Annotated in this window: 19 protein-coding genes; 12 read left to right on the forward strand and 7 right to left on the reverse strand. The window is 69.6% G+C overall.

Annotated features, from left to right (window positions below; translation table 11 throughout):
- The first annotated feature begins 260 nt into the window (after positions 1-260).
- Both I596_RS08955 and I596_RS08960 read left to right on the forward strand, forming a co-directional pair.
- Positions 261-827, forward strand: a complete 567-nt coding sequence (locus I596_RS08955; protein WP_067646654.1) for a Maf family protein — start codon at positions 261-263, stop codon at positions 825-827.
- A gap of 209 nt (positions 828-1,036) precedes the next feature.
- Positions 1,037-1,423, forward strand: coding sequence for an MAPEG family protein (locus tag I596_RS08960; RefSeq protein WP_067646657.1), 387 nt, complete (start codon positions 1,037-1,039; stop codon positions 1,421-1,423).
- A 28-nt stretch (positions 1,424-1,451) separates the two neighbouring features.
- On the opposite strand, the gene I596_RS08965 is transcribed toward I596_RS08960, so the two are convergent.
- Positions 1,452-1,994 carry an NUDIX hydrolase gene (locus tag I596_RS08965; RefSeq protein ID WP_067646660.1) on the reverse strand — a complete coding sequence of 181 codons (543 nt, stop codon included), beginning with the start codon at positions 1,992-1,994 and terminating at the stop codon, positions 1,452-1,454.
- Positions 1,995-2,116: 122 nt separating this feature from the next.
- Here I596_RS08965 and I596_RS08970 point away from each other — a divergent pair, with 122 nt between their 5' ends.
- Positions 2,117-3,652 (forward strand): SMP-30/gluconolactonase/LRE family protein, encoded by a 1,536-nt coding sequence (locus tag I596_RS08970; RefSeq protein WP_067646663.1) that lies wholly within the window; start codon positions 2,117-2,119, stop codon positions 3,650-3,652.
- 38 nt (positions 3,653-3,690) lie between these two features.
- Here the strand turns inward: I596_RS08970 and I596_RS08975 are convergent, their stop codons facing one another.
- Together I596_RS08975 and I596_RS08980 are read right to left on the reverse strand one after the other, a co-directional pair.
- Complete coding sequence (locus I596_RS08975; protein ID WP_425478807.1) at positions 3,691-4,599, reverse strand: 5'-3' exonuclease; 909 nt, start codon at positions 4,597-4,599, stop codon at positions 3,691-3,693.
- Between the two features lie 7 nt (positions 4,600-4,606).
- Positions 4,607-5,173, reverse strand: coding sequence for a nitroreductase family protein (locus tag I596_RS08980; RefSeq protein ID WP_067646669.1), 567 nt, complete (start codon positions 5,171-5,173; stop codon positions 4,607-4,609).
- Positions 5,174-5,286: 113 nt separating this feature from the next.
- On the opposite strand from I596_RS08980, the gene I596_RS08985 reads away from it, so the two are divergent.
- The 4 genes from I596_RS08985 (at position 5,287) to I596_RS09000 (ending at position 9,309) form a co-directional block, all read left to right on the forward strand.
- Entirely contained in the window at positions 5,287-6,420 is a 1,134-nt protein-coding gene (locus I596_RS08985) for a Re/Si-specific NAD(P)(+) transhydrogenase subunit alpha (protein ID WP_067646672.1), read from the forward strand.
- Positions 6,417-6,710 carry an NAD(P) transhydrogenase subunit alpha part 2 gene (locus I596_RS08990; RefSeq protein ID WP_067646675.1) on the forward strand — a complete coding sequence of 98 codons (294 nt, stop codon included), beginning with the start codon at positions 6,417-6,419 and terminating at the stop codon, positions 6,708-6,710. The genes I596_RS08985 and I596_RS08990 overlap by 4 nt, the downstream gene beginning before the upstream one ends.
- A 63-nt stretch (positions 6,711-6,773) precedes the next feature.
- On the forward strand, positions 6,774-8,183 hold the full coding sequence (locus I596_RS08995) for an NAD(P)(+) transhydrogenase (Re/Si-specific) subunit beta (RefSeq protein WP_067646678.1): 1,410 nt from the start codon (positions 6,774-6,776) through the stop codon (positions 8,181-8,183).
- Positions 8,184-8,196: 13 nt separating this feature from the next.
- A complete protein-coding gene (locus tag I596_RS09000) occupies positions 8,197-9,309 on the forward strand; it encodes an acyltransferase family protein (RefSeq protein ID WP_067646681.1) in 1,113 nt (370 codons plus the stop codon).
- Positions 9,310-9,315: 6 nt separating this feature from the next.
- On the opposite strand, the gene I596_RS09005 is transcribed toward I596_RS09000, so the two are convergent.
- Positions 9,316-9,744: a hypothetical protein gene (locus I596_RS09005; RefSeq protein ID WP_067646684.1), complete on the reverse strand. Its 429-nt coding sequence runs from the start codon at positions 9,742-9,744 to the stop codon at positions 9,316-9,318.
- Between the two features lie 140 nt (positions 9,745-9,884).
- Between I596_RS09005 and pdxR the strand changes: the two genes are divergently transcribed.
- The 3 genes from pdxR (at position 9,885) to I596_RS09020 (ending at position 12,558) form a co-directional block, all read left to right on the forward strand.
- The gene (gene pdxR / locus I596_RS09010; RefSeq protein WP_223303943.1) at positions 9,885-11,393 is read left to right on the forward strand and encodes a MocR-like pyridoxine biosynthesis transcription factor PdxR; all 1,509 of its coding nucleotides are present in this window, start codon (positions 9,885-9,887) and stop codon (positions 11,391-11,393) included.
- A 147-nt stretch (positions 11,394-11,540) separates the two neighbouring features.
- Positions 11,541-12,098, forward strand: coding sequence for a putative Fe-S cluster assembly protein SufT (gene sufT, locus I596_RS09015; RefSeq protein WP_067646686.1), 558 nt, complete (start codon positions 11,541-11,543; stop codon positions 12,096-12,098).
- Positions 12,099-12,135: 37 nt separating this feature from the next.
- Positions 12,136-12,558, forward strand: coding sequence for a hypothetical protein (locus I596_RS09020; protein ID WP_067646689.1), 423 nt, complete (start codon positions 12,136-12,138; stop codon positions 12,556-12,558).
- 45 nt (positions 12,559-12,603) lie between these two features.
- Here the strand turns inward: I596_RS09020 and pyrH are convergent, their stop codons facing one another.
- From pyrH to rpsB, 3 genes are all read right to left on the reverse strand, one after another.
- Entirely contained in the window at positions 12,604-13,329 is a 726-nt protein-coding gene (gene pyrH / locus I596_RS09025) for a UMP kinase (RefSeq protein ID WP_067646692.1), read from the reverse strand.
- Positions 13,330-13,492: 163 nt separating this feature from the next.
- Complete coding sequence (gene tsf, locus I596_RS09030; protein ID WP_067646695.1) at positions 13,493-14,374, reverse strand: translation elongation factor Ts; 882 nt, start codon at positions 14,372-14,374, stop codon at positions 13,493-13,495.
- Positions 14,375-14,525: 151 nt separating this feature from the next.
- Positions 14,526-15,407 carry a 30S ribosomal protein S2 gene (gene rpsB / locus I596_RS09035; RefSeq protein WP_067646698.1) on the reverse strand — a complete coding sequence of 294 codons (882 nt, stop codon included), beginning with the start codon at positions 15,405-15,407 and terminating at the stop codon, positions 14,526-14,528.
- Positions 15,408-15,708: 301 nt separating this feature from the next.
- Here rpsB and map point away from each other — a divergent pair, with 301 nt between their 5' ends.
- Together map and glnD are read left to right on the forward strand one after the other, a co-directional pair.
- Positions 15,709-16,476, forward strand: coding sequence for a type I methionyl aminopeptidase (gene map, locus I596_RS09040; protein ID WP_067646701.1), 768 nt, complete (start codon positions 15,709-15,711; stop codon positions 16,474-16,476).
- Positions 16,477-16,483: 7 nt separating this feature from the next.
- Positions 16,484-19,156 carry a [protein-PII] uridylyltransferase gene (glnD, locus tag I596_RS09045; RefSeq protein ID WP_067646704.1) on the forward strand — a complete coding sequence of 891 codons (2,673 nt, stop codon included), beginning with the start codon at positions 16,484-16,486 and terminating at the stop codon, positions 19,154-19,156.
- The last annotated feature ends 7 nt before the right edge of the window (positions 19,157-19,163 follow it).

Below are 19,163 nucleotides of genomic sequence, written 5' to 3' on the forward strand. Positions count from 1 at the left end.
CGCGGTTGGCTTTCGGGTGGAGACGGAGCCGGTCCGTACCCGATCCTGCCGCCGGCGGGGCGGCCGCCGCGAAGGATCCGGGCTGCGGGAGCGGGCGCGCGATTCTACACGACCGGCGCGGCTGGCGGGCGCTTCCTGGCCGGCGGCGGCGATCGGCAGGGGACGGAAGCGGCCGTGCGGCGGCGAGTCGGCAGGCTCGGCGACGCATGGCATGCTGTCGGTCCCCGGCCCGCAACCGCGCTGTTCTCGGAGGTCCTTGCATGCTTTTCCTGGCTTCCCGATCGCCGCGGCGCAGCGCGTTGCTGGTGCAGCTCGGCCTGCGCTTCGAGGTGCTGGATCTGGCGATCGAAGAGATTCGCCGTGCCGGCGAGCCGGCGCCGGACTATGTCAGCCGGGTGGCCCGGGAAAAGGCCGGCGCCGGGCTGCTGCAGGTGGCCGGCGTGGCGAACGCCCGGGTGATCGGCGCCGATACCGAGGTCGTGCTCGACGGCGAGGTCTTCGGCAAGCCTGCCGATGCCGAGGCGGCCGCCCGGATGCTGCGCCGCCTGTCGGGGCGCACCCATCAGGTGCTGTCGGACGTGTGGTGTGTCGGCTCGGCCGGCGAGGCGCACGCTTCGTGCGTGTCGGAGGTGACGTTTTCGCCGCTTTCCGACCCGGAGATCGCCGCGTACGTCGCGACCGGGGAGCCGTTCGGGAAGGCCGGCGGGTACGCGATCCAGGGCCGCGCTGCCGCATTCGTCCGGCACCTGTCCGGCAGCTACTCGGGCGTCATGGGCCTTCCGCTGTTCGAGACCGCCGCGCTGCTGCGCCAGACCGGCGATCTGTAGCGGATCTCGCGTCGCGGCCTCGGCCGTGCCCGCGAAACGGGTTTGCTTCTTGGCCGGCGCGGCGCGCGGTTGATGATTGTGCGGGGTGAGCCGGGCGCGCGCCGGCGGAAACGTGCCGGCAGGCGCGCCAGCGGCGGCGCAGAACCGTCGCTCGACGCGGACGCCGCCGGCCGGTAACGTGGGAGGTCACTGGGGAAGAGGTGGCATCCATGCGCATAACGGCTCTGTACGCGGCACTCGGCGCGTTGCTGATCGTCGTCCTGGCGGTCCGGGTCATGCTGCAACGACGCACGGCGAGGGTGGGCATCCACGACGGCGGCGACCACCAGCTCGCCAAGCGCATCCGCGCCCACGCCAATGCGGTCGAGTACCTGCCGATCGCCCTGCTGCTGATGCTGCTGCTCGAGGCGAACCAGACCCAGCCACCGGTGCTCCATGCGATCGGCATCGCGCTGATCGCCGGGCGCATACTGCACGCCTGGGGCCTGTCGCGCACCTCCGCGGTCAGCTTCGGACGCGCAGCGGGCATCGCGCTGACCCTGCTGGCGATCGTCGCCTCGGCCGCCTTGCTGCTCTGGCAGTACCTGCTGTTCTGATCCGCGCCGCGCGGGCGGCAGCCCGCGCTCAGCCGGCCCCGAACAGCGCCTCGCCGTGATCGAGGAGGTACAGGCCGGCGAACATCTTCGGGTCGATCGAGTAGCCGGCGCGAATCTTCTCGACCAGCCAGCCGGCCGCCTGATCGCGCGGGACCTCGTGGACCTGGATGTCCTCGGTTTCGTCGCCGCCGCCACTGGCGGTGCGGACAAGGTCATAGGCCCGCACGAACGCGAGGATTTCGTTGCTCATGCCCGAGGACGTCGGGCCGGCCATCAGGAACTCGATGCGCCGGGCGACATAGCCGGTTTCCTCGAACAGCTCGCGATCGGCGGCATCGACCGCGCTCTCGCCGACCTGGTCCGCCATGTCGCCGACCAGGCCGGCCGGCATTTCGATCGTCATCGACTGGAGCGCCGGCCGGTATTGCTCGACGAACAGCAGGCAGTCCTCCGGCGTGACGGCGATGATCATGACGCCGCCGCCCGGATTCGTGCGCTCGGCGTACTCCCAGCGCCCCCGCCGCATCAATCGGAGCCACTTGCCGTCGTAGAGGGTTTCGGTGTCGCTCATGGGGGCGATGTAGAATGGGGATTGCCTATTCTACGGGCCCGGCAGGCCGGGCCAAGCGTCCACCCCGAAACTTTCCAGGCCCGGCACGGTCTCGTGCCGGCTCCGAAGGAACCTATCGCCTCATGAAGATCAGACCCCTGCTGTTGTGCTGCCTGGTCGTGGCGCTTTGCGCGCCCGCGGCCATGGCCCAGGTGGCGCTCCCCGCCAAACCGGCCAACCAGAAACAAAAGGAATTGGATCCGGCCACGCTGACCGAAGCGCAGATCAAGCAGGTCCAGTTGCCGGCCGTGCTCGGGCAGCTCGCCTCGATCTACCAGGAGAAGGAGGACATGCGCCGCCTCACCTGGACGCTGGAACGGCTTGGCCAGCTTCGCCCCAGCTCCGGCGAGGTCAAGCTGGCGCTGGCGGCCGCCTACGCCAACCTCGACGACAAGAGCCGCGCCTACGACGTGCTGCTGAAGATGCAGCAGCAGGGCTTCGGCTACAACCTGGCGGACGATCCGCGCTTCAAGAAGGTTTCCGACACGCAGGTGTGGACCTACGCGGTCGAGAACCTGCGCGCGAATCTCAAGCCGTTCGGCGAAGGCAAGGTCGCCTTCGACCTGCCCAAGGGCGACTACCTGTTCGAGTCGATCGGCTGGGATCCCAAGCGCAAGCAGTTCCTGGTCGGCAGCGTCCGCGAGGGCAAGGTCTACCTGGTCGACAAGGCCGGCAAGCTGACCGACTTCATCGCGCCGAATGCGCAGAACGGCCTGTGGGGCGTGCACGCGCTGGCCGTCGACGCCGAACGGGACGCGCTCTACGTCGCGAGCACGGCGTCGATCTACTACAAGGGTTTCTCGGCCGAGACGAACGGACAGGCCGGCCTCTTCAAGTTCAAGCTGTCGACCGGCGCGTTCGTCGAGAAGTACCTGCTGCCGGACGCCGGTGCACCGCATACGCTGTCCTCGGTGGTGGTCAGCCGCAAGGGCCAGGTGTTCGCCACCGACGGCGTCAAGAACCTGCTCTATCGACTGGAAGGCAAGAACGTCAAGCCGTTGATGAACAACCCGCGGCTGACCAGCCTTCGCGGTGTCGCCGTGAGCGACGACGGCAAGCTGCTCTACTTCGCCGACTTCACGCACGGCATCGCCGGGCTGGACCTGACCACGGGCAAGGGCTTCGATCTCCACTACAACGCGGCAGCCCTGGTGCTGAGCGGCATCGAAGGCCTCTACTGGTACGACAACACGCTGATCGCGGTCGAACCGGGCATGTCGCCCAAGCGGGTGCTGCGCATGCACCTGACGCCGGACGGACGCGCCCTCACGAAGGTGATGCCGCTGGACGCGGCCAAGCCGGAATTCGGCTTCCCGACGGTCGGCACGGTGGCCGACGGCGGGTTCTACTTCATCGCCGACAGCCGGCGTGCGCACTACGACAGCTACGGCGTGGCAAAGGACGACGGCGCACTTGCACCGGTGAGGATCTATCGCAGCGACGCCCGCTTCGCCTGGGACCAGAAAGGCATCGACGTCGCCGTCGGCAAGGAAATCCCTCCCGGTGGCAACGCATTGGATGGCGACGACCTACGGTTCACTCCGGCTCGCCCGTTTTCCGACAAGCCGCAGGAGCAGACGGAGCTGGAGAAGGCGCTCGACAAGAAGGGTGGCGGCTGACGCCCCCTTTCCCAGGCGGGCTGCAGGTGCAGCCCGCTTCAGCTGCTGACGGCGGTGCTCGTGCCACCGAGCGCGCGGATGCGGGTCCGCGTCATCGGCCCCAGGCGCAACCGCTCGCACAAGGCTTCGACGTCGTCGAACGACGGCGGCCGATGCCGATAGTCTTCGCTCGCCTCGGGCACCGGCGCGTCCAGGACGATGCCGGTGAGCTGGCGCGAAAGCCGCGCCTGTCCGGCGTGCTCGCGCAGCCGGCGGGCGACCGTCGCCGCGCCGCGCAACCGCAGGAAGGCCACTTCTTCGGCCCGTGCCAGCAGCGCGTCGAGGGTGCCGAAGTGATGCAGCAGGCTCGCGGCGGTCTTCGCACCGATGCCCGGCACCCCGGGTATGTTGTCGATCGCATCGCCGGTCAACGCCAGGTAGTCGGCGACCTGGTCGGGACGCACGCCCAGGCGCGCGCGGATGCCGGACTCGTCCCAGCGCAAGTCCCGGGAAAAGTCCCACTGGCTGGCGCGCAGCGACACCAGCTGGCCGAAATCCTTGTCGGCCGAGACGATCACCACGTCCAGGTCGTGCGCATGCAGCCGGGTCGTGGCGCTCCCGATCAGGTCGTCGGCCTCGTAGCGATGATCCGACAGCACGGCCAGCCCCAGCGCGCGGGCCACGTCCTTGCAGTGACGGAACTGCCGCTCCAGCTCCTCCGGAGGCAGTGCGCGATTGGCCTTGTAGAGCGGGTAGAGCGTATTGCGGAACGAATGCGTGAGCGACTCGTCGAAGGCGGCCGCCACATGCGAGGGACGCACGCGCTCGAGCAGGTCCAGCAGGAACCGCGTGAAGCCGTGCACGGCATTGAGCGGGTGCCCGTCGGCGTCGAGGGTGTCCGGCGGCAGCGCATGCCAGGCGCGGAAGACGTACAGGCTCGCGTCGATCAGATGGGCAGCACGCGTCACCACGGCATCATCCGTTCCACTCGCCCAGCAGGTCGGCCAGGGCCGGACGCGGATGCTCCGAGGCCGGGATGCGGATATTGCCGATATGGACGAATCCGATGACCTCCTCGTCCCCGGCGAGGCCGAGCAGGGCGGCGACGTCGCGGTCATAGGCCGGCCAGCCGGTCAGCCATTGCGCGCCGTAGCCCAGTGCCTGGGCGCCGAGCAGCAGGTTGTAGGCCACGCAGCCGGCCGTCAGGCGCTGCTCGATCTCGGGCACCTTGTGCCCCGCGAGCACGCGGGCGACGACGGTGACGACCACCGGCGCGAAAGCGAAGCGCTCCCTGTCCTTGGCCAGCACGCCGGCGGGCACGTCCGGCTCCTTGCGTGCATGAATCTCGGCCAGCCGCTCGCCGAGCCGGCGGCCCTGATCACCGCGGATCAGCAGCAGGCGGAACGGGTTGAGACGGCCGTGATCGGGGACGCGTATCGCCGCCTCAAGCAGGGTGCGAAGCTGCGCCTCGTCGGGGCCGGGGCCGGTGAGCTGGCGGGACGGGACGGAGAGTCGGGCGGTGATCGGTTGCAGGAGGGACATGGACCCGTGGCGTCGTGCGTGGAAAGCGCAGCAGTGTAGCAATTCACCTGCTGCTTACATCGGCCGGCAGTTCGGCTAGGATGCCGGTCTCTCGAACAGCGCGGGGAGAGAACATGCCGGTTGCCGTTGTCGTACTGCGCGAAACCGCGGCGGGCGAGCGTCGCGTCGCCCTGACGCCGGACGTGGTGAAGAAGCTGAAGGCCCGAGGCGCCGATGTCCTCGCCGAGGCCGGAGCCGGGGAATCGGCCTACTTTTCCGACGCCGCGCTCGACGCGACGCAGGTGCTGGACCGCGCCGGAGCATTGGCGCGTGCGGACGTCCTGCTTCGGGTCCAGCCTCCCGACCCGGACGAGATCGCAGGCCTCAAGGCGGGTGCGGTGGTCATCGCGCACCTGCAGCCGCATCGGGATCCGGAGCGGGTCAAGGCGCTGCGCGATCGCAAGATCACGGCCTTCGCGATGGAACTGCTGCCGCGCACGACGCGCGCCCAGGCGATGGACGTGCTGTCCTCGCAGGCGGCCGTCGCCGGCTACAAGGCGGTACTGATCGCCGCCGAGGCCGCACCGAAGTTCTTCCCGATGCTGACCACCGCCGCCGGCACGATCCGGCCGAGCAAGGTGCTGGTCGTCGGCGCCGGCGTCGCCGGCCTGCAGGCGATCGCGACCGCGCGCCGCCTCGGCGCGCAGGTGGAAGGATTCGACGTCCGCCCCGAGACCCGCGAGCAGATCGAGTCGCTCGGCGCGAAATTCCTCGATCTGGGCGTCAGCGCGGCCGGCAGCGGCGGCTATGCGCGCGAGCTGACCGCCGAAGAGCGCGAGCGACAGCAGCAGGCGCTGGCCGACCATCTCAAGGGCATCGATGTCGTGGTCACCACGGCGGCCGTGCCGGGACGGCAGGCGCCACGCATCGTCAGCGCGGCAATGGTGGCCGGCATGAAAGCGGGCGCCGTCATCGTCGACATCGCGGCCGAATCCGGCGGCAACTGCGAGTTGACCGAGGCCGGCCGCACCGTCGTGTCACCCAACGGCGTCAGCATCATCGGCACGGTCAACCTGCCGGCTTCCGCCCCGATCCACGCCAGCGAGATGTACGCACGCAACCTCTACAACTTCCTCGAGCTGTCCCTGAACGACGGAGCGCTGACGCTGAACTGGGACGACGAGCTGATCGCCAAGACCTGCCTCACCCACGATGGCCGCATCCTGCACGAGCCGACGCGCCAGCTGATCGAAGGAGCCCAGTCATGATCGACGGTTTTCTTGCGCTGTACATCTTCATGCTGGCCGCATTCACCGGCAAGGAGATCATCTCGCGGGTGCCGGTGATCCTGCACACGCCGCTGATGTCGGGCTCGAACTTCGTCCACGGCATCGTGCTGGTCGGCGCGATGATCGCGCTGGCGCATGCCGACACGCCGTTGGCCAAGTTCATCGGCTTTCTCGGCGTGGCGCTGGGCGCCGGCAACGCCGCCGGTGGCTATGTCGTCACCGAACGCATGCTCGAGATGTTCAAGTCGAGCAAGGACAAGCAGGACTAAGCGATCCGGCGCCGCGACCGCGGTTCGCGCGGCGACGCGTTCCCACAGGCACGAGAGGGGTTCATGGATACACAAACCGCATGGGTCTGGCTCGCCAAGGCCTCCTACTTCCTGGCCGCGGTGATGTTCATCCTCGGCATCAAGCGCATGTCCTCGCCGGTGACGGCGCGGCGCGGCATCGTGCAGGCGGGCATCGGCATGGTGATCGCGACGCTGGCCACGTTCGCGATCACCGGCGGCCACAACCTCTGGCTGATCGTCGGCGGCATCGTCGTCGGCGTGGTGCCGACCTGGCTCTGGGGCCGCCGCGTGGCGATGACCGACATGCCGCAGATGGTCGCCCTGTTCAACGGCATGGGCGGCGGCTCGGCGGCGGCGATCGGCGCCGGCGAGCTGCTGAAGTTCTCGCAGCCCGGCGCCGCGGTGCCGCCGGTGGCGACGCTGGCGCTGGCGGTGCTGGGCGCGCTGATCGGATCGGTCTCGATGACCGGCTCGATCATCGCCTGGGCCAAGCTCGACGGCCGCATGGACAAGCGCTTCACGTTCTCCGGCCAGCAGTTCGTGAATTTCGCGGTGCTCGTGGCCGCCGCGCTGGCGGGCCTGGCGCTGGTGCTGTGGCGGCTGGACGCCTCGCTGGTGGTCGTGTTCTTCGTGCTGGCGCTGGCCTTCGGCGTACTGATGACCTTGCCGATCGGCGGCGCCGACATGCCGGTGGTGATCTCGCTCTACAACGCCTTGACCGGACTGGCGGTCGCGTTCGAGGGCTACGTGATGCAGAACGAGGCTCTGATCATCGCCGGAACCGTGGTCGGCGCAGCCGGCACGTTCCTCACCCAGCTGATGGCCAAGGCGATGAACCGGCCGCTCAGCAACGTGCTGTTCTCCAACTTCGGCGGCGGCGGCGCGGGCGCTTCGGAGATCGCCGGGTCGCAGAAGCCGATCGAGGCCAGCGATGCGGCCTCGCTGCTCTACATGGCCGAGAAGGTCATCATCGTGCCGGGCTACGGCATGGCGGTCGCGCAGGCGCAGCACAAGATCTGGGAGCTGTCGCAGCTGCTGATCAAGTCGGGCAAGGATGTCCGTTTCGCGATCCACCCGGTGGCCGGCCGCATGCCGGGACACATGAACGTGCTGCTCGCCGAAGCGGGCGTGCCGTACGACCTGATCGCCGACATGGACGACATCAATCCGGAGTTCAAGACCTGCGACGTGGCGATCGTCATCGGCGCCAACGACGTCGTGAATCCGGCGGCCAAGACCGACAAGACCTCGCCGATCTTCGGTATGCCGATCCTGGACGTCGTCGATTCGCGGCAGGTCATCGTCATCAAGCGCGGCAAGGGCACCGGTTTCGCCGGCATCGAGAACGCGCTGTTCTACGCCGACAACACCCGCCTGCTGTACGCCGACGGCAAAGAAGCGGCGAACCGGCTGATCAGTGAACTCAAGAGCATCGAGGGCGGCGGCCACTAGCTCCGGCGGGCAGATGCCCGCGCGACAGGCGGCGGCGACCGACCGCCTGGTCGCGCTCGACGCGCTGCGGGCGATCGCGGCGCTGCTGGTGGTCTGGATGCACGTCTCGGAGAGCTTCTACGGCCTGAGTCCGCAGACCGAAGCGAGCCGCTGGCTCTACGACGCGGCCCGCCTGCTCGATGCCGGCCGCGTGGGCGTGGTCGCGTTCTTCGTCATCAGCGGTTTCGTCATCCCGTTCAGCGTGCACCCGGAGCGGCCGCGGGCCGGCTGGGACTTCGCGATCCGGCGCGTCTTCAGGATCTACCCGGCGTATTGGCTCTCGGTCGCCGCCGGCGCCTACGCCTGCCACTGGCTGTGGGGCCGGGAGTTCACGGCCGGCGAGTTCCTCGTCAACCTCACGCTGCTGCAGGACCTGATCGGGGTCCGGTCCGCGCAGGGCCTGTACTGGACGCTGGGCGTGGAGCTGGCGTTCTATGCGGTGTGCCTGGTCCTTGTGCTGACCGGCAGCATTCGCAACTACCGGCGCATCGCGCTTTTCTCCGCGACCCTGACGCTGGTCGTCGCCGCATCGCTGGTGTTCCGCGCAATGGGACGCCCGGCGCCGGGGTTCGACGTCCTGCCCTGGTTCGTGTACCTGGCGATCATGTCGATGGGCACGCTGTTGCGCGCCTGGTACGACGGCGAGCTGCGCGCGCCCGCCGTGCGCGCCTGCCTGTGGGGACTGCTGGCGTTCTACCTGGCCGGGCTGCCTCTGCTCTCGACGCTGGCGGCGAAACTGCCGTGGCAGCTGACGGTGCCGTACTCGATCGGGGTCGCGGTTTTCGTGCTCGGCATGACCGTCGTGCGCATCACGCATCCGGTCATGGCGTGGCTCGGCCGGATCAGCTATTCGATCTACCTGTTCCACGCCGTGGTGTTCTACCCCATGCTCTGGCTCCTGCTGCGCATTCCGGTCGAAGCCTGGTGGCGAACACGGCATCTGGCGTTCTACCTGGCCCTCAATGTCATCCTGACCGTCGCCGTCGCGGCGTTCGTCCACGCCTTCGTCGAAAAACCGGGCATTCGCCTGGGACGCCGTGCGGCGGGGGTGTTCGCGCGGCAACGCACGGTCGCGCGAGACGCCTGAGCGGCGCTAGCGCCCGCGCAGCACCAGCAAGGCCGCTGCGACCACCGAGCCGAGCATCATCGCCAGATCCCAGCCGTCGATCCGGCTTTGCATGACCGCGGTCGCCATGCCCGGGCCGATCTGCGCGAGCGCCGTACGCATCGGCAAGCCGAGCATCGAGGCGATGTGTGCAGTCGCCAGCAGGTACTGCGCATAGAAGCAGGCCGCCGCGGTGAAGCCGGCGGCCAGCAGGGCGCCACCGGCGTTTTGCGCGAAACCGTGGTTGCGCAACACCCAGGCCACGACCAGGGCGATCGGAAGCGCCAGTACGGTCAGGTTTCGAGCGACGTACAGCGACAGCACGCACCACACCGCACCGGCGGCCAGCGCACACATCGCGGCGGTTGCCAGGCCGAGCCAGCGCTGGCGCCGGACGTGGAAGGCATCAGTGCCCACGGCAGCAGGCGGGCAGGGTCGGGCAGGGCACGGGGGACGGGGGGCGAATGCGGGAACGGGCGCCGATCATAGCGCAGCACGATCGATCGCCACACGGCGACGCGCATCGCAGCGACGGACCCGGCGTCCGGATTGGTACCATGCAGCTCGCGTTCTGGGCGACGCTGGGAGGTCCGGTCGTGCACATCGAGCTGGACGGGCAGGGGCCGCGCTACGGCCAGCTGATCCGTGCGTTCAAGGACGCGATCCTGACCGGACGCCTGCCGGCGGGCGCGCGCCTGCCGGCCAGCCGCAGTCTGGCGTCGGAGCTGGAACTGTCGCGCAACACCGTCCTTGCCGCCTACGAGCAACTGCAGGCCGAGGGGTTCCTGGTCGGGCGCGTCGGGTCGGGCAGCTATGTCGCCCCGATCGCGCTCGGCAAATCCGCTTCCCGCAGGATCGCCGCGCAACCGGTGGCTCCGCTGTCGGCATTCGCGCGGCGCGCGCTGGCCGCCAGCGAGGGCGCATTCCAGGGCGCACGCGCGCCGATGCGCTTGCGCTACAACCTCCAGTACGGCCTGCCGCTCGCCAATCCGGCCCTGGCCAGCGCCTGGCGGCGCGAGGTCAGCCGGGCGGCGGAGGAGGCCGATCCGGACTACCCCGACCCGCAGGGCTTGCCGGCCTTGCGCGAGCAGATCTGCGACTACCTCGCCCGCCGCCGCGGCGTGCAGGCCGAGCCGGACGATGTCCTGGTCGTGTCCGGCACCCAGCAGGCGTTCGCGCTGGCGGCGCGCGTGCTGCTGACGTCCGGCGACGGGGTGGCGCTGGAGGACCCGCACTACCGCGGCGCGCGCCAGGTGTTCCTGGCCCAGGGCGCGCGCGTGCACGGCTGCCGGGTCGACGCCGAAGGTCTGGTGCCGCAGGCGCTGCCGGCCCGCGCGCGCCTGGCCGTCGTCACGCCGTCGCACCAGTTCCCGACCGGGGCCTTGCTGCCGCTGGCGCGCCGCATGGCCCTGCTCGAATGGGCGGCCACACGGCGTGCCTGGCTGGTGGAGGACGACTACGACGGCGAGTTCAGGTATGCCGGCCGGCCGTTGGCCGCCCTGAAGTCGCTCGATCGCGACGATCGCGTGATCTACATCGGCAGCTTTTCCAAGGCGCTGTTCCCGGCGCTGCGCCTGGGCTACATGGTCATTCCGAATGCCCTGCGACGACCGCTGGTCGCGGCCAAGTGGCTGGAAGACCGCGGTTGCAGCGCGCTGGAACAGGCGGCACTGGCGCGCTTCATCGCGGGCGGCGGCTTCGAGCGCCACCTGCGCCGCGCGGCGACGGCGTTGCGCCTGCGCCGCACGGCGATGCTGAACGGCCTGGCCCGCCATGCGGCCGGAGCCACCGAGGTCGCCGACTCGAGCGCCGGCATGCACGTGACCGCCTGGCTGCACGGCGTCAGTCATGCCGACAGCGAGCGCCTGGTCGCGCATGCGCGGTCACGCGGGCTGGGCCTGTACACACTGGCACCCTACTGCCTGCGGCCGCCGCCGCGCCCCGGGCTGCTGCTCGGCTATGCCGGCCTTTCGCCGGGCGATGTCGAAGCGGCGATGCGCCTGCTCGGGCGCTGCCTGCGCGAACTCGGCCTGGGCGGTACGCCGGCCCTGGCGCCGTCCGGTTGAACGGCAGCGGATCGCCCTGATATCGCAAGACAGCCGGGCTCCAGCGCCGGGCCGCGACATCGCAGGCGCCCTGCGAGCACCGCTCAGCCCGAACGCCGTCGCGGCATAATGGGCGACTTTCCACGACCGGCCGACTCGACGCATTCCATGTACGGTTACAGCCAGACATCCGAGCCGGTGCGGCTCGAGCGCGATTGCGAGGCCGTCATGGTCCCGCAGGGCGACGTCGTCACCTTGCCGGCGGGGCAGGCGGGCTACATCACCCAGGCGCTGGGCGGGAGCTTCACGGTCTACGTGGACGGCAACCTCTTCCGGATCAAAGGGTCCGATGCCGACGCGCTCGGCAAGGCGGCGCCGCCACCGCTGGAACTGCCGGTGGACGCGGACGACGAAGCGGTCGAGCGGCTGGTCTGGGACCAGCTCAGGACCTGTTTCGATCCCGAGATCCCGGTCAACATCGTCGAGCTGGGCCTGGTCTACGACTGCGTGCTCGAGCACCGCGAGGACGGCATGCGCACGGTCGAGGTCCGCATGACGCTGACGGCGCCCGGCTGCGGCATGGGCGACATCCTGGTCGACGACGTGCGCACCAAGCTGGAACTGATCCCGACCATCGCCGAGGCCGATGTCGAGCTGGTCTTCGATCCGCCGTGGAACCAGGGCATGATGTCGGAAATCGCCCGACTCGAGACCGGCATGTTCTGAGCCGGGGCGGCGTCCGGCAGCCATGGGGAGGTCGAGGATGAAGAAGATCAAGGGGTGGGCCGTCGCGCTCGGGATGCTGGTCCTGACGCTGGCCTTCGACCTGGTGGTCTGGGGCGCCGTGCCGTCGCTGCCGCACGTCGGCGAGCACATCGCGGCGTCGGCGCGCCGGGAGGCGCCGCTCGCGGCCACCTACATCTTTCTGGGACGGCCCATCGACGATGCCGTGCCGACCCTGCGTGGCTACGGCGCCGGCTGGCTGGAACAAGCCTGGAGCGAGGGCTTCGCGCGGATCGCCGAGGACGGCCGGGTGGCGATGGACCTCGTCACCGGCTCGACCTGGAACGCCGCGCACCGCTGGATCAAGCTGGCGTACTGGGCGCCGCCGGTCCTGCTGCCGGTGTTCCTCGTACTGTGGGCGCGGCGGCCGCGCCAGATCCGCATGATGGGCGCGCGACGCTGAGCGTGCCGCCCCGGACCGGCCGACGGCGCGCCGGAAGCGGATGGATCACCCTTCGGTGTTGACCAGCGTGCCGATCTGCGCGCCTTCCATGATGCGCATCAGGTTGCCTGCCACGCCCATGTCGTAGATGCGCAGCGGCATCCGGTGGTCGCGGCACAGCGCGATCGCGCTGGTGTCCATCACCCGCAGGTCGCGGTGGATGACTTCCTCGTAGGACAGGTGATCGTAGCGCTTGGCGGTCGGATCCTTGGCCGGGTCGGCCGTATAGACGCCGTCCACCTTGGTCGCCTTGAGCAGCAGGTCGGCGCCGACCTCCACCGCCCTCAGCGCGGCGGCCGAGTCGGTGGTGAAGAACGGATTGCCGGTGCCGGCGGCGAACAGGACGATGCGGCCCTTCTCGAGGTGCCGGACCGCGCGGCGGCGAATGAAGTCCTCGCAGACCTCGTTGATCTTGATTGCGCTCATCGTGCGCGCGAACCCGCCGGCCTTCTCGATCGCGTCCTGCATGGCCAGTGCGTTCATGACGGTGGCCAGCATGCCCATGTGGTCGCCGGTCACGCGGTCCATGCCGGCCGCCGCGAGGCCCTCGCCGCGGAAGATGTTGCCGCCGCCGATCACGACGCCGACCTGCACACCGGCCTTCTGGACCTCGATGATCTCGCGCGCCAGGCGCTGGATCACCTTCGGGTCGATGCCGTAGTCGGCTTCACCCATCAGTGCCTCGCCGGAGAGCTTGAGCAGAATGCGACGGTACGCGATCGAGCGGGTCATCAGGTTCTCCGAGGCGGGCAAAACAGCCGGATTTTACCCGAAGCGTCCATATGAAAATCATGTGACGGCCCTTGCCGGGCCGAATGCACGTGCGGCAGATGCGCACAACGAAAAAAGGCCGCGGTTTCCCGCGGCCTTTCGGGGTGGCGAACCACCGTCCTGTTCAGGCCAGTCCGGCCTGCTTCATGACTTCGGCGGCGTAGTCTTCCACGACCTTCTCGATACCCTCGCCGACGACCAGGCGGTGCATCGAAACGACTTCCGCGCCTTCCTTCTTGAGGACGGCGCCGACGGTCTCGTTGCTGTCCAGCACGTAGGGCTGGCCGGTGAGCGTGACGTCGTTGATGATCTTGTTGATCTTTCCGCTGATGATCTTCTCGAGGATCTCGGCCGGCTTGGCCTTGTCCTTCTCGGACATCTTGGCCAGCTCGATCTCCTTCTCCTTGGCGATGAAGTCGGCCGGGACGTCCTTCTCGGCGATGTACGGGGGATTCATCGCGGCGACGTGCATCGCGATGCCGCGTGCCAGCTCGGCGGAACCCCCCTTGACCTCGACCAGGACGCCGATGCGCCCGCCATGCACGTAGGCACCGACCGCGTGGGCGCTGTCGAGGCTGACGAGACGGCGCACCTGGACGTTCTCGCCGACCTTGGCGATCAGCGCCGAGCGCGCTTCCTCGACCGTGCCGCCGCCCGGATAGGTAGCGGCCTTGAGTGCGGCCACGTCGGCCACGCCGGCACCGGCGACCGCCGCCTTGGCGACGTTCTCGACGAAGCCGAGGAAGTTCTCGTCCTTCGCCACGAAGTCGGTCTCGCTGTTGATCTCGACCAGCGCCGAGCGCGAGCCTTCCTGGCCCAGGACGATGCGGCCCTCGGCGGCCACGCGGTCGGCCTTCTTGTCGGCCTTGGCGAGCCCGGCCTTGCGCAGCCACTCGATGGCGGCTTCGATGTCGCCGTTGTTCTGGGTGAGCGCCTTCTTGCACTCCATCATGCCGGCGCCGGAACGCTCACGCAGTTCCTTGACCAGCTGTGCGGTGATTTCCATCGGAAAACCTCGATTGCTTGCGACGCGGCGGCGACCCGCCGCGTGGAATGTAGAGATGTCGGTGACGACGGCCGTGCCGGCGCGTCGCCCGCCTCGCGGGAGAGGAACCGGCAAGCGCGACAGGCTAGCGCCGCACGCTTGCCGGCATGTGTCACTCGCTCCGGTCGGCGCCGCCGCGCGGGGCGTCGCCACGCTTGCCGGCCGGTGCGCCACGGCGGTTCGGCGGTGCCTTGCGCGGTGCCGGCTTGTTGCGGCGGTTGTCGCGGTCGGCGGCGTCCTTCTTCGTGACAGGGTTGCCGTCGGCGTCCAGCTCGACGAACTCGTCCTTCTCGCTGGCCGCGATCTGCGGGGCGGCCGCCTTGCCTTCCAGGACCGCGTCGGCGACGGCGCGCGCATAGAGTTGCACCGCGCGGATCGCGTCGTCGTTGCCGGGGATCGCGTAGTCGACCAGGCTCGGGTCGTAGTTGGTGTCGACCACCGCCACGACCGGGATGCCGAGCTTCTTGGCTTCGAGCACGGCGATGTTCTCGTGGCCGATGTCGATCACGAACAGCGCGTCGGGCAGGCGGCCCATGTCCTTGATGCCGCCCAGCGACTTCTCGAGCTTCTCGCGCTCGCGCTGGAGGCTCAGGATCTCGTGCTTGACCAGGCGGTCGAAGGTGCCGTCCGTCGCGCCGGCCTCCAGCTCCTTGAGCCGGGCCACGGACTGCTTGACGGTACGGAAGTTGGTCAGCATGCCGCCGAGCCAGCGGGCAGCGATGTACGGCATGCCGCAGCGGGCGGCTTCTTCCTTGACCGCGTCGCGCGCCGAGCGCTTGGTGCCGACGAACAGGATCGTGCCGCGCTTCTGCGCCAGGCCCGACACGAAGTTCATCGCGTCGTTGAACAGCGGCAGGGTCTTCTCGAGGTTGATGATGTGGATCTTGCCGCGCGCGCCGAAGATGTAGTCGGCCATGCGGGGATTCCAGTAACGCGTCTGGTGACCGAAGTGCACGCCAGCTTCCAGCATCTGGCGCATCGTGACCTGAGGCATTTGATTGACTCCAATCGTGCGTGGGCGACCGTGCCGGTATGATTGCGGCTCGGTACTGCCCGGGGTTGAACCTCCACGTATCCCCGCCTGCGACCCGAGGCCTGTTCGGCCCGGGCACCCCGAAAGCGGTGACGATACGTGTGCGGATTTGGCGGGTTCGCCATCTATGGCCTTGCCGGATTGCCCGGCGGGCCATATTTCCGTAGCGTCGCCAGCAACTTGCGATAACGGCGCCACGAAACCGTACAATTGTACGCCGTCCCCGGCACCGCCACAAGTCATCCGGAACCGCTCACTGCCCATGCACGTCAAGATCAAGACTCCCGACCAGATCCAGAAGATGCGCGAGGCCGGCCGCCTGGCCGCCGAAGTGCTGGAAATGCTCGTCGAACACGTCAAGCCCGGCGTGACCACCGAGGAACTGGACCGTCTGGCCCACGACCACATCGTCGACGTGCAGAAGGCGGTCCCCGCCAACGTCGGCTACAAGGGCTATCCCAAGACCCTGTGCACGTCCGTCAACCACGTGATCTGCCACGGGATCCCGAGTCCGTCGAAGGTGCTCAAGGACGGCGACATCGTCAACATCGACGTCACCGTGATCCGCGACGGCTGGCATGGCGACACCAGCCGCATGTACTTCGTCGGCCAGCCGTCGGTGCTGGCCAGGCGGCTGGTGGACACCACGCTCGAAGCGATGCTGCGCGGCATCGCGCAGGTACGCCCCGGGGCGACGCTCGGCGACATCGGCCACGCGATCCAGAAGCACGCCGAGGCGCAGGGCTTCTCGGTCGTGCGCGAGTACTGCGGGCACGGCATCGGGCAGATCTACCACGAGGACCCGCAGGTGCTGCACTACGGCCAGGCCGGCGCGGGCCTGCGCCTGGAGAAGGGCATGACCTTCACGGTCGAGCCGATGCTCAACGCCGGCAAGCCGCAGACCCGCCTGCTGCCGGACGGCTGGACCGTGGTGACGCGCGACCACTCCCTGTCGGCCCAGTGGGAGCACACCATCGTCGTCACCGACGACGGCCACGAGATCCTGACGCCCTGGCCGCGAGCGGCCTGAGTCCCCGATGAGCGGCGCGCCGAACGATCGCGAGGCGCCGCCCCACCGCGAACCGGCGGTGCCGGCACTGCGGCGCCTGGCCGACCCCATCCCCCGCTCGGGCGTCGATGCGAGCGCCCGCCTGGGCCTGCGCCAGTTCCTGGCCGATGGCGACCGCGACCTCACCGGCGCGTTCGGCGACGGCGTCGCGGCGACGCGCCTGGTCGCGGCGCGGGCGGCCATGGTCGACCGGGTCGCGCTGCACGTCTGGCGCGCCTGGCTCGGCGACCGGGAAGGCATGGCGCTGCTGGCCGTCGGCGGCTACGGGCGGCGCGAGCTGTTCCCGCATTCGGACGTGGACCTGCTGGTGCTGACCGCCGGCCCGATCGCCGAGGCCCGCCAGCAGCGGGCGCTCGAGATGTTCCTCTCCACGCTGTGGGACATCGGCCTCAAGCCGGGCCATGCCGTGCGCGACGCGGACGGCTGCCGCCGGCTGGCCGGCCAGGACGAGACCGTCTATTCGGCCCTGCTCGACGCGCGCCCGCTGGCCGGGGACGACGCCCTGGGCACGGCGCTGACCGCATCGCTGCCGGACCAGCGCCTGTGGACGCCGCTGGCCTTCCTGGAGGCCAAGCAGGCCGACCGCGTCGCGCGCCGGCGACGCTTCGGCGACACCGCCTACAACCTGGAACCCAACCTCAAGGAAGGCCCCGGCGGCCTGCGCGACCTGCACCTGATCGCCTGGCTCGATCGCATCGCTGCGGCCACGCTGCTGGACGAAGACGAGCGCCAGGCCGTGGCCACCGCCCGCGAGCGCCTGTTCCGGGTCCGCTACGCCCTGCACCTGGAGGCGGGGCGGCCGGAGGAACGGCTGCTGTTCGACCACCAGCGGTCGCTGGCCCAGCGCTTCGGCTATCGCGACGAAAGCCGGCGCAACCTGGGCGTCGAGCAGTTCATGCAACGCTATTTTCGTGCGACCAGCCGCATCGCGGCCGCCTGCGACGATGCGATCGACCGGGCGCTGGAGCGGCTGGAACCGGCACCGCCGACCGCCGTCCCGATCGGCGACGGCCTGGTGCGCATCGGCGACCGCATCGCCCTGGACGAGGCCGTCTCGCTCGAACGGGAACCGGGCCGCCTCGTCACGCTGTTCGCGTCGCTGGACCGGCTGCCCGGCGTCACCGGGCTGCGGGCCTCGACCACGCGCCGCGTGCGCCGGCTGCTGCGTGACCCGGCGTTCGATCCCGATCGGGCCGACGTGCTCGCCGCGGTCCGGGAGGTCCTCGAGGGAGACACGGTCCAGGCCGTCGCGACCGTGTCGACGATGGCGCACTACGGCCTGCTCGCGCGCCTGGTGCCCGGCTTCGCGCGGGTCAGCGGCCGTATGCAATACGACCTGTTCCATGTCTACACCGTCGACGAGCACACCTTGCGCGTGCTGGGCTTCATGGCGCGCTTCGCCGCACCCGACCCGAGCGGCGAGTTCGCGCTGGCGCGGTCGATCTTCCCGCGCCTGCCGCAGCCATCGCTGCTGCTGCTGGCCGGCCTGTTCCACGACATCGCCAAGGGGCGCGGCGGCGACCATTCCGTGCTGGGGGTGGAGGACGCCCAGCAGTTCTGCGCCAAGCTCGGTCTGCCGCGGGCCGACATCGAGCTGGTCGCCTGGCTGGTGCGCTGGCACCTCCTGATGAGCACGACGGCCCAGCGCCAGGACATCACCGACCCGGAGGTCGTGCATCGCTTCGCCTCCGAGGTGGCCGACTGGGAGCGACTGGACTACCTGTACCTGCTCACCGTCGCCGACATCTGCGGCACCAGCCCCAAGCTCTGGAACTCCTGGAAGGACCGCCTGCTGTCGGACCTCTACGGCGCGACGCGCTTCGCCTTGCGCGAGCGCCGCGAACTGCCTCCGCTGGCGGCGGAGCGCGCCGACGCCTGCCGCGATCGCGCCCGCCGCCTCCTCGACGGGCGCGGCATCGACGCGGCGGCGATCACGCGCATCTGGAGCGTGTTCCCGGAAAGCAGCTTCCTGCGCTACAGCCCCGACCAGATCGCCTGGCAGACGGCCGCGATCGCCCAGGCGGACACGCTGCCGCTGGTCAAGGTGCGGCCCGAAGGGCTGCGCGGAACCAGCGAGATCTTCATCCACGCCGCCGACCGGGAAGGCCTGTTCGCCGCGGTCACCGCCGTACTCGACCGCCGGCAGCTGGACATCGTGGAGGCGCGCGTCGTCACCTCGCGCACCGGCCAGGTGCTCGACACCTTCCTGATCCTCGATGCGCACGGCCATACCCTGTCCGCGGAGGCCTGCGGGCAGATCGAACGGCAGCTGCTGGACATGCTCGAGCGCCAGGCGTTCGACGTGGTGCCGGCGGTGCGGACCCTGCCGCGCACGCTCAAGCATTTCCAGGTCGAGCCGCGCGTCGTCTTCCGCGCCGACCCGGTACGCCGCCGGACGCGGCTGGCCTTGATCTGCACCGACCGTCCCGGCCTCCTGGCGGCCGTCGCGCAGGCCCTGCGCGACCGCAAGGTGCGCGTGCACGATGCGCGCATCGTCACCTTCGGCGAGCGGGTGGAAGATTTCTTCGAAATCACCGACGATGCCGGCGCACCGCTCGATGCCGCCGCGCAGGAGTCCCTGCGTGCGGTCCTGATGGACCGCCTGCTGCCCGCGGCCGCGCCGGCTTCGGCCAGCGCGTGAGCGCATC

This window comes from Dokdonella koreensis DS-123 (genome assembly GCF_001632775.1).
In the GTDB taxonomy this organism is placed as follows: domain Bacteria; phylum Pseudomonadota; class Gammaproteobacteria; order Xanthomonadales; family Rhodanobacteraceae; genus Dokdonella; species Dokdonella koreensis.

Bases quoted from the DNA above. Each gene is read 5' to 3' on its own strand.
- I596_RS08955 (WP_067646654.1), top strand. From the start codon at position 261: ATGCTTTTCCTGGCTTCCCGATCGCCGCGGCGCAGCGCGTTGCTGGTG.
- I596_RS08960 (WP_067646657.1), top strand. From the start codon at position 1,037: ATGCGCATAACGGCTCTGTACGCGGCACTCGGCGCGTTGCTGATCGTC.
- I596_RS08965 (WP_067646660.1), bottom strand. From the start codon at position 1,994: ATGAGCGACACCGAAACCCTCTACGACGGCAAGTGGCTCCGATTGATG.
- I596_RS08970 (WP_067646663.1), top strand. From the start codon at position 2,117: ATGAAGATCAGACCCCTGCTGTTGTGCTGCCTGGTCGTGGCGCTTTGC.
- I596_RS08980 (WP_067646669.1), bottom strand. From the start codon at position 5,173: ATGTCCCTCCTGCAACCGATCACCGCCCGACTCTCCGTCCCGTCCCGC.
- I596_RS08985 (WP_067646672.1), top strand. From the start codon at position 5,287: ATGCCGGTTGCCGTTGTCGTACTGCGCGAAACCGCGGCGGGCGAGCGT.
- I596_RS08990 (WP_067646675.1), top strand. From the start codon at position 6,417: ATGATCGACGGTTTTCTTGCGCTGTACATCTTCATGCTGGCCGCATTC.
- I596_RS08995 (WP_067646678.1), top strand. From the start codon at position 6,774: ATGGATACACAAACCGCATGGGTCTGGCTCGCCAAGGCCTCCTACTTC.
- I596_RS09000 (WP_067646681.1), top strand. From the start codon at position 8,197: ATGCCCGCGCGACAGGCGGCGGCGACCGACCGCCTGGTCGCGCTCGAC.
- pdxR (WP_223303943.1), top strand. From the start codon at position 9,885: ATGCAGCTCGCGTTCTGGGCGACGCTGGGAGGTCCGGTCGTGCACATC.
- sufT (WP_067646686.1), top strand. From the start codon at position 11,541: ATGTACGGTTACAGCCAGACATCCGAGCCGGTGCGGCTCGAGCGCGAT.
- I596_RS09020 (WP_067646689.1), top strand. From the start codon at position 12,136: ATGAAGAAGATCAAGGGGTGGGCCGTCGCGCTCGGGATGCTGGTCCTG.
- pyrH (WP_067646692.1), bottom strand. From the start codon at position 13,329: ATGACCCGCTCGATCGCGTACCGTCGCATTCTGCTCAAGCTCTCCGGC.
- tsf (WP_067646695.1), bottom strand. From the start codon at position 14,374: ATGGAAATCACCGCACAGCTGGTCAAGGAACTGCGTGAGCGTTCCGGC.
- rpsB (WP_067646698.1), bottom strand. From the start codon at position 15,407: ATGCCTCAGGTCACGATGCGCCAGATGCTGGAAGCTGGCGTGCACTTC.
- map (WP_067646701.1), top strand. From the start codon at position 15,709: ATGCACGTCAAGATCAAGACTCCCGACCAGATCCAGAAGATGCGCGAG.
- glnD (WP_067646704.1), top strand. From the start codon at position 16,484: ATGAGCGGCGCGCCGAACGATCGCGAGGCGCCGCCCCACCGCGAACCG.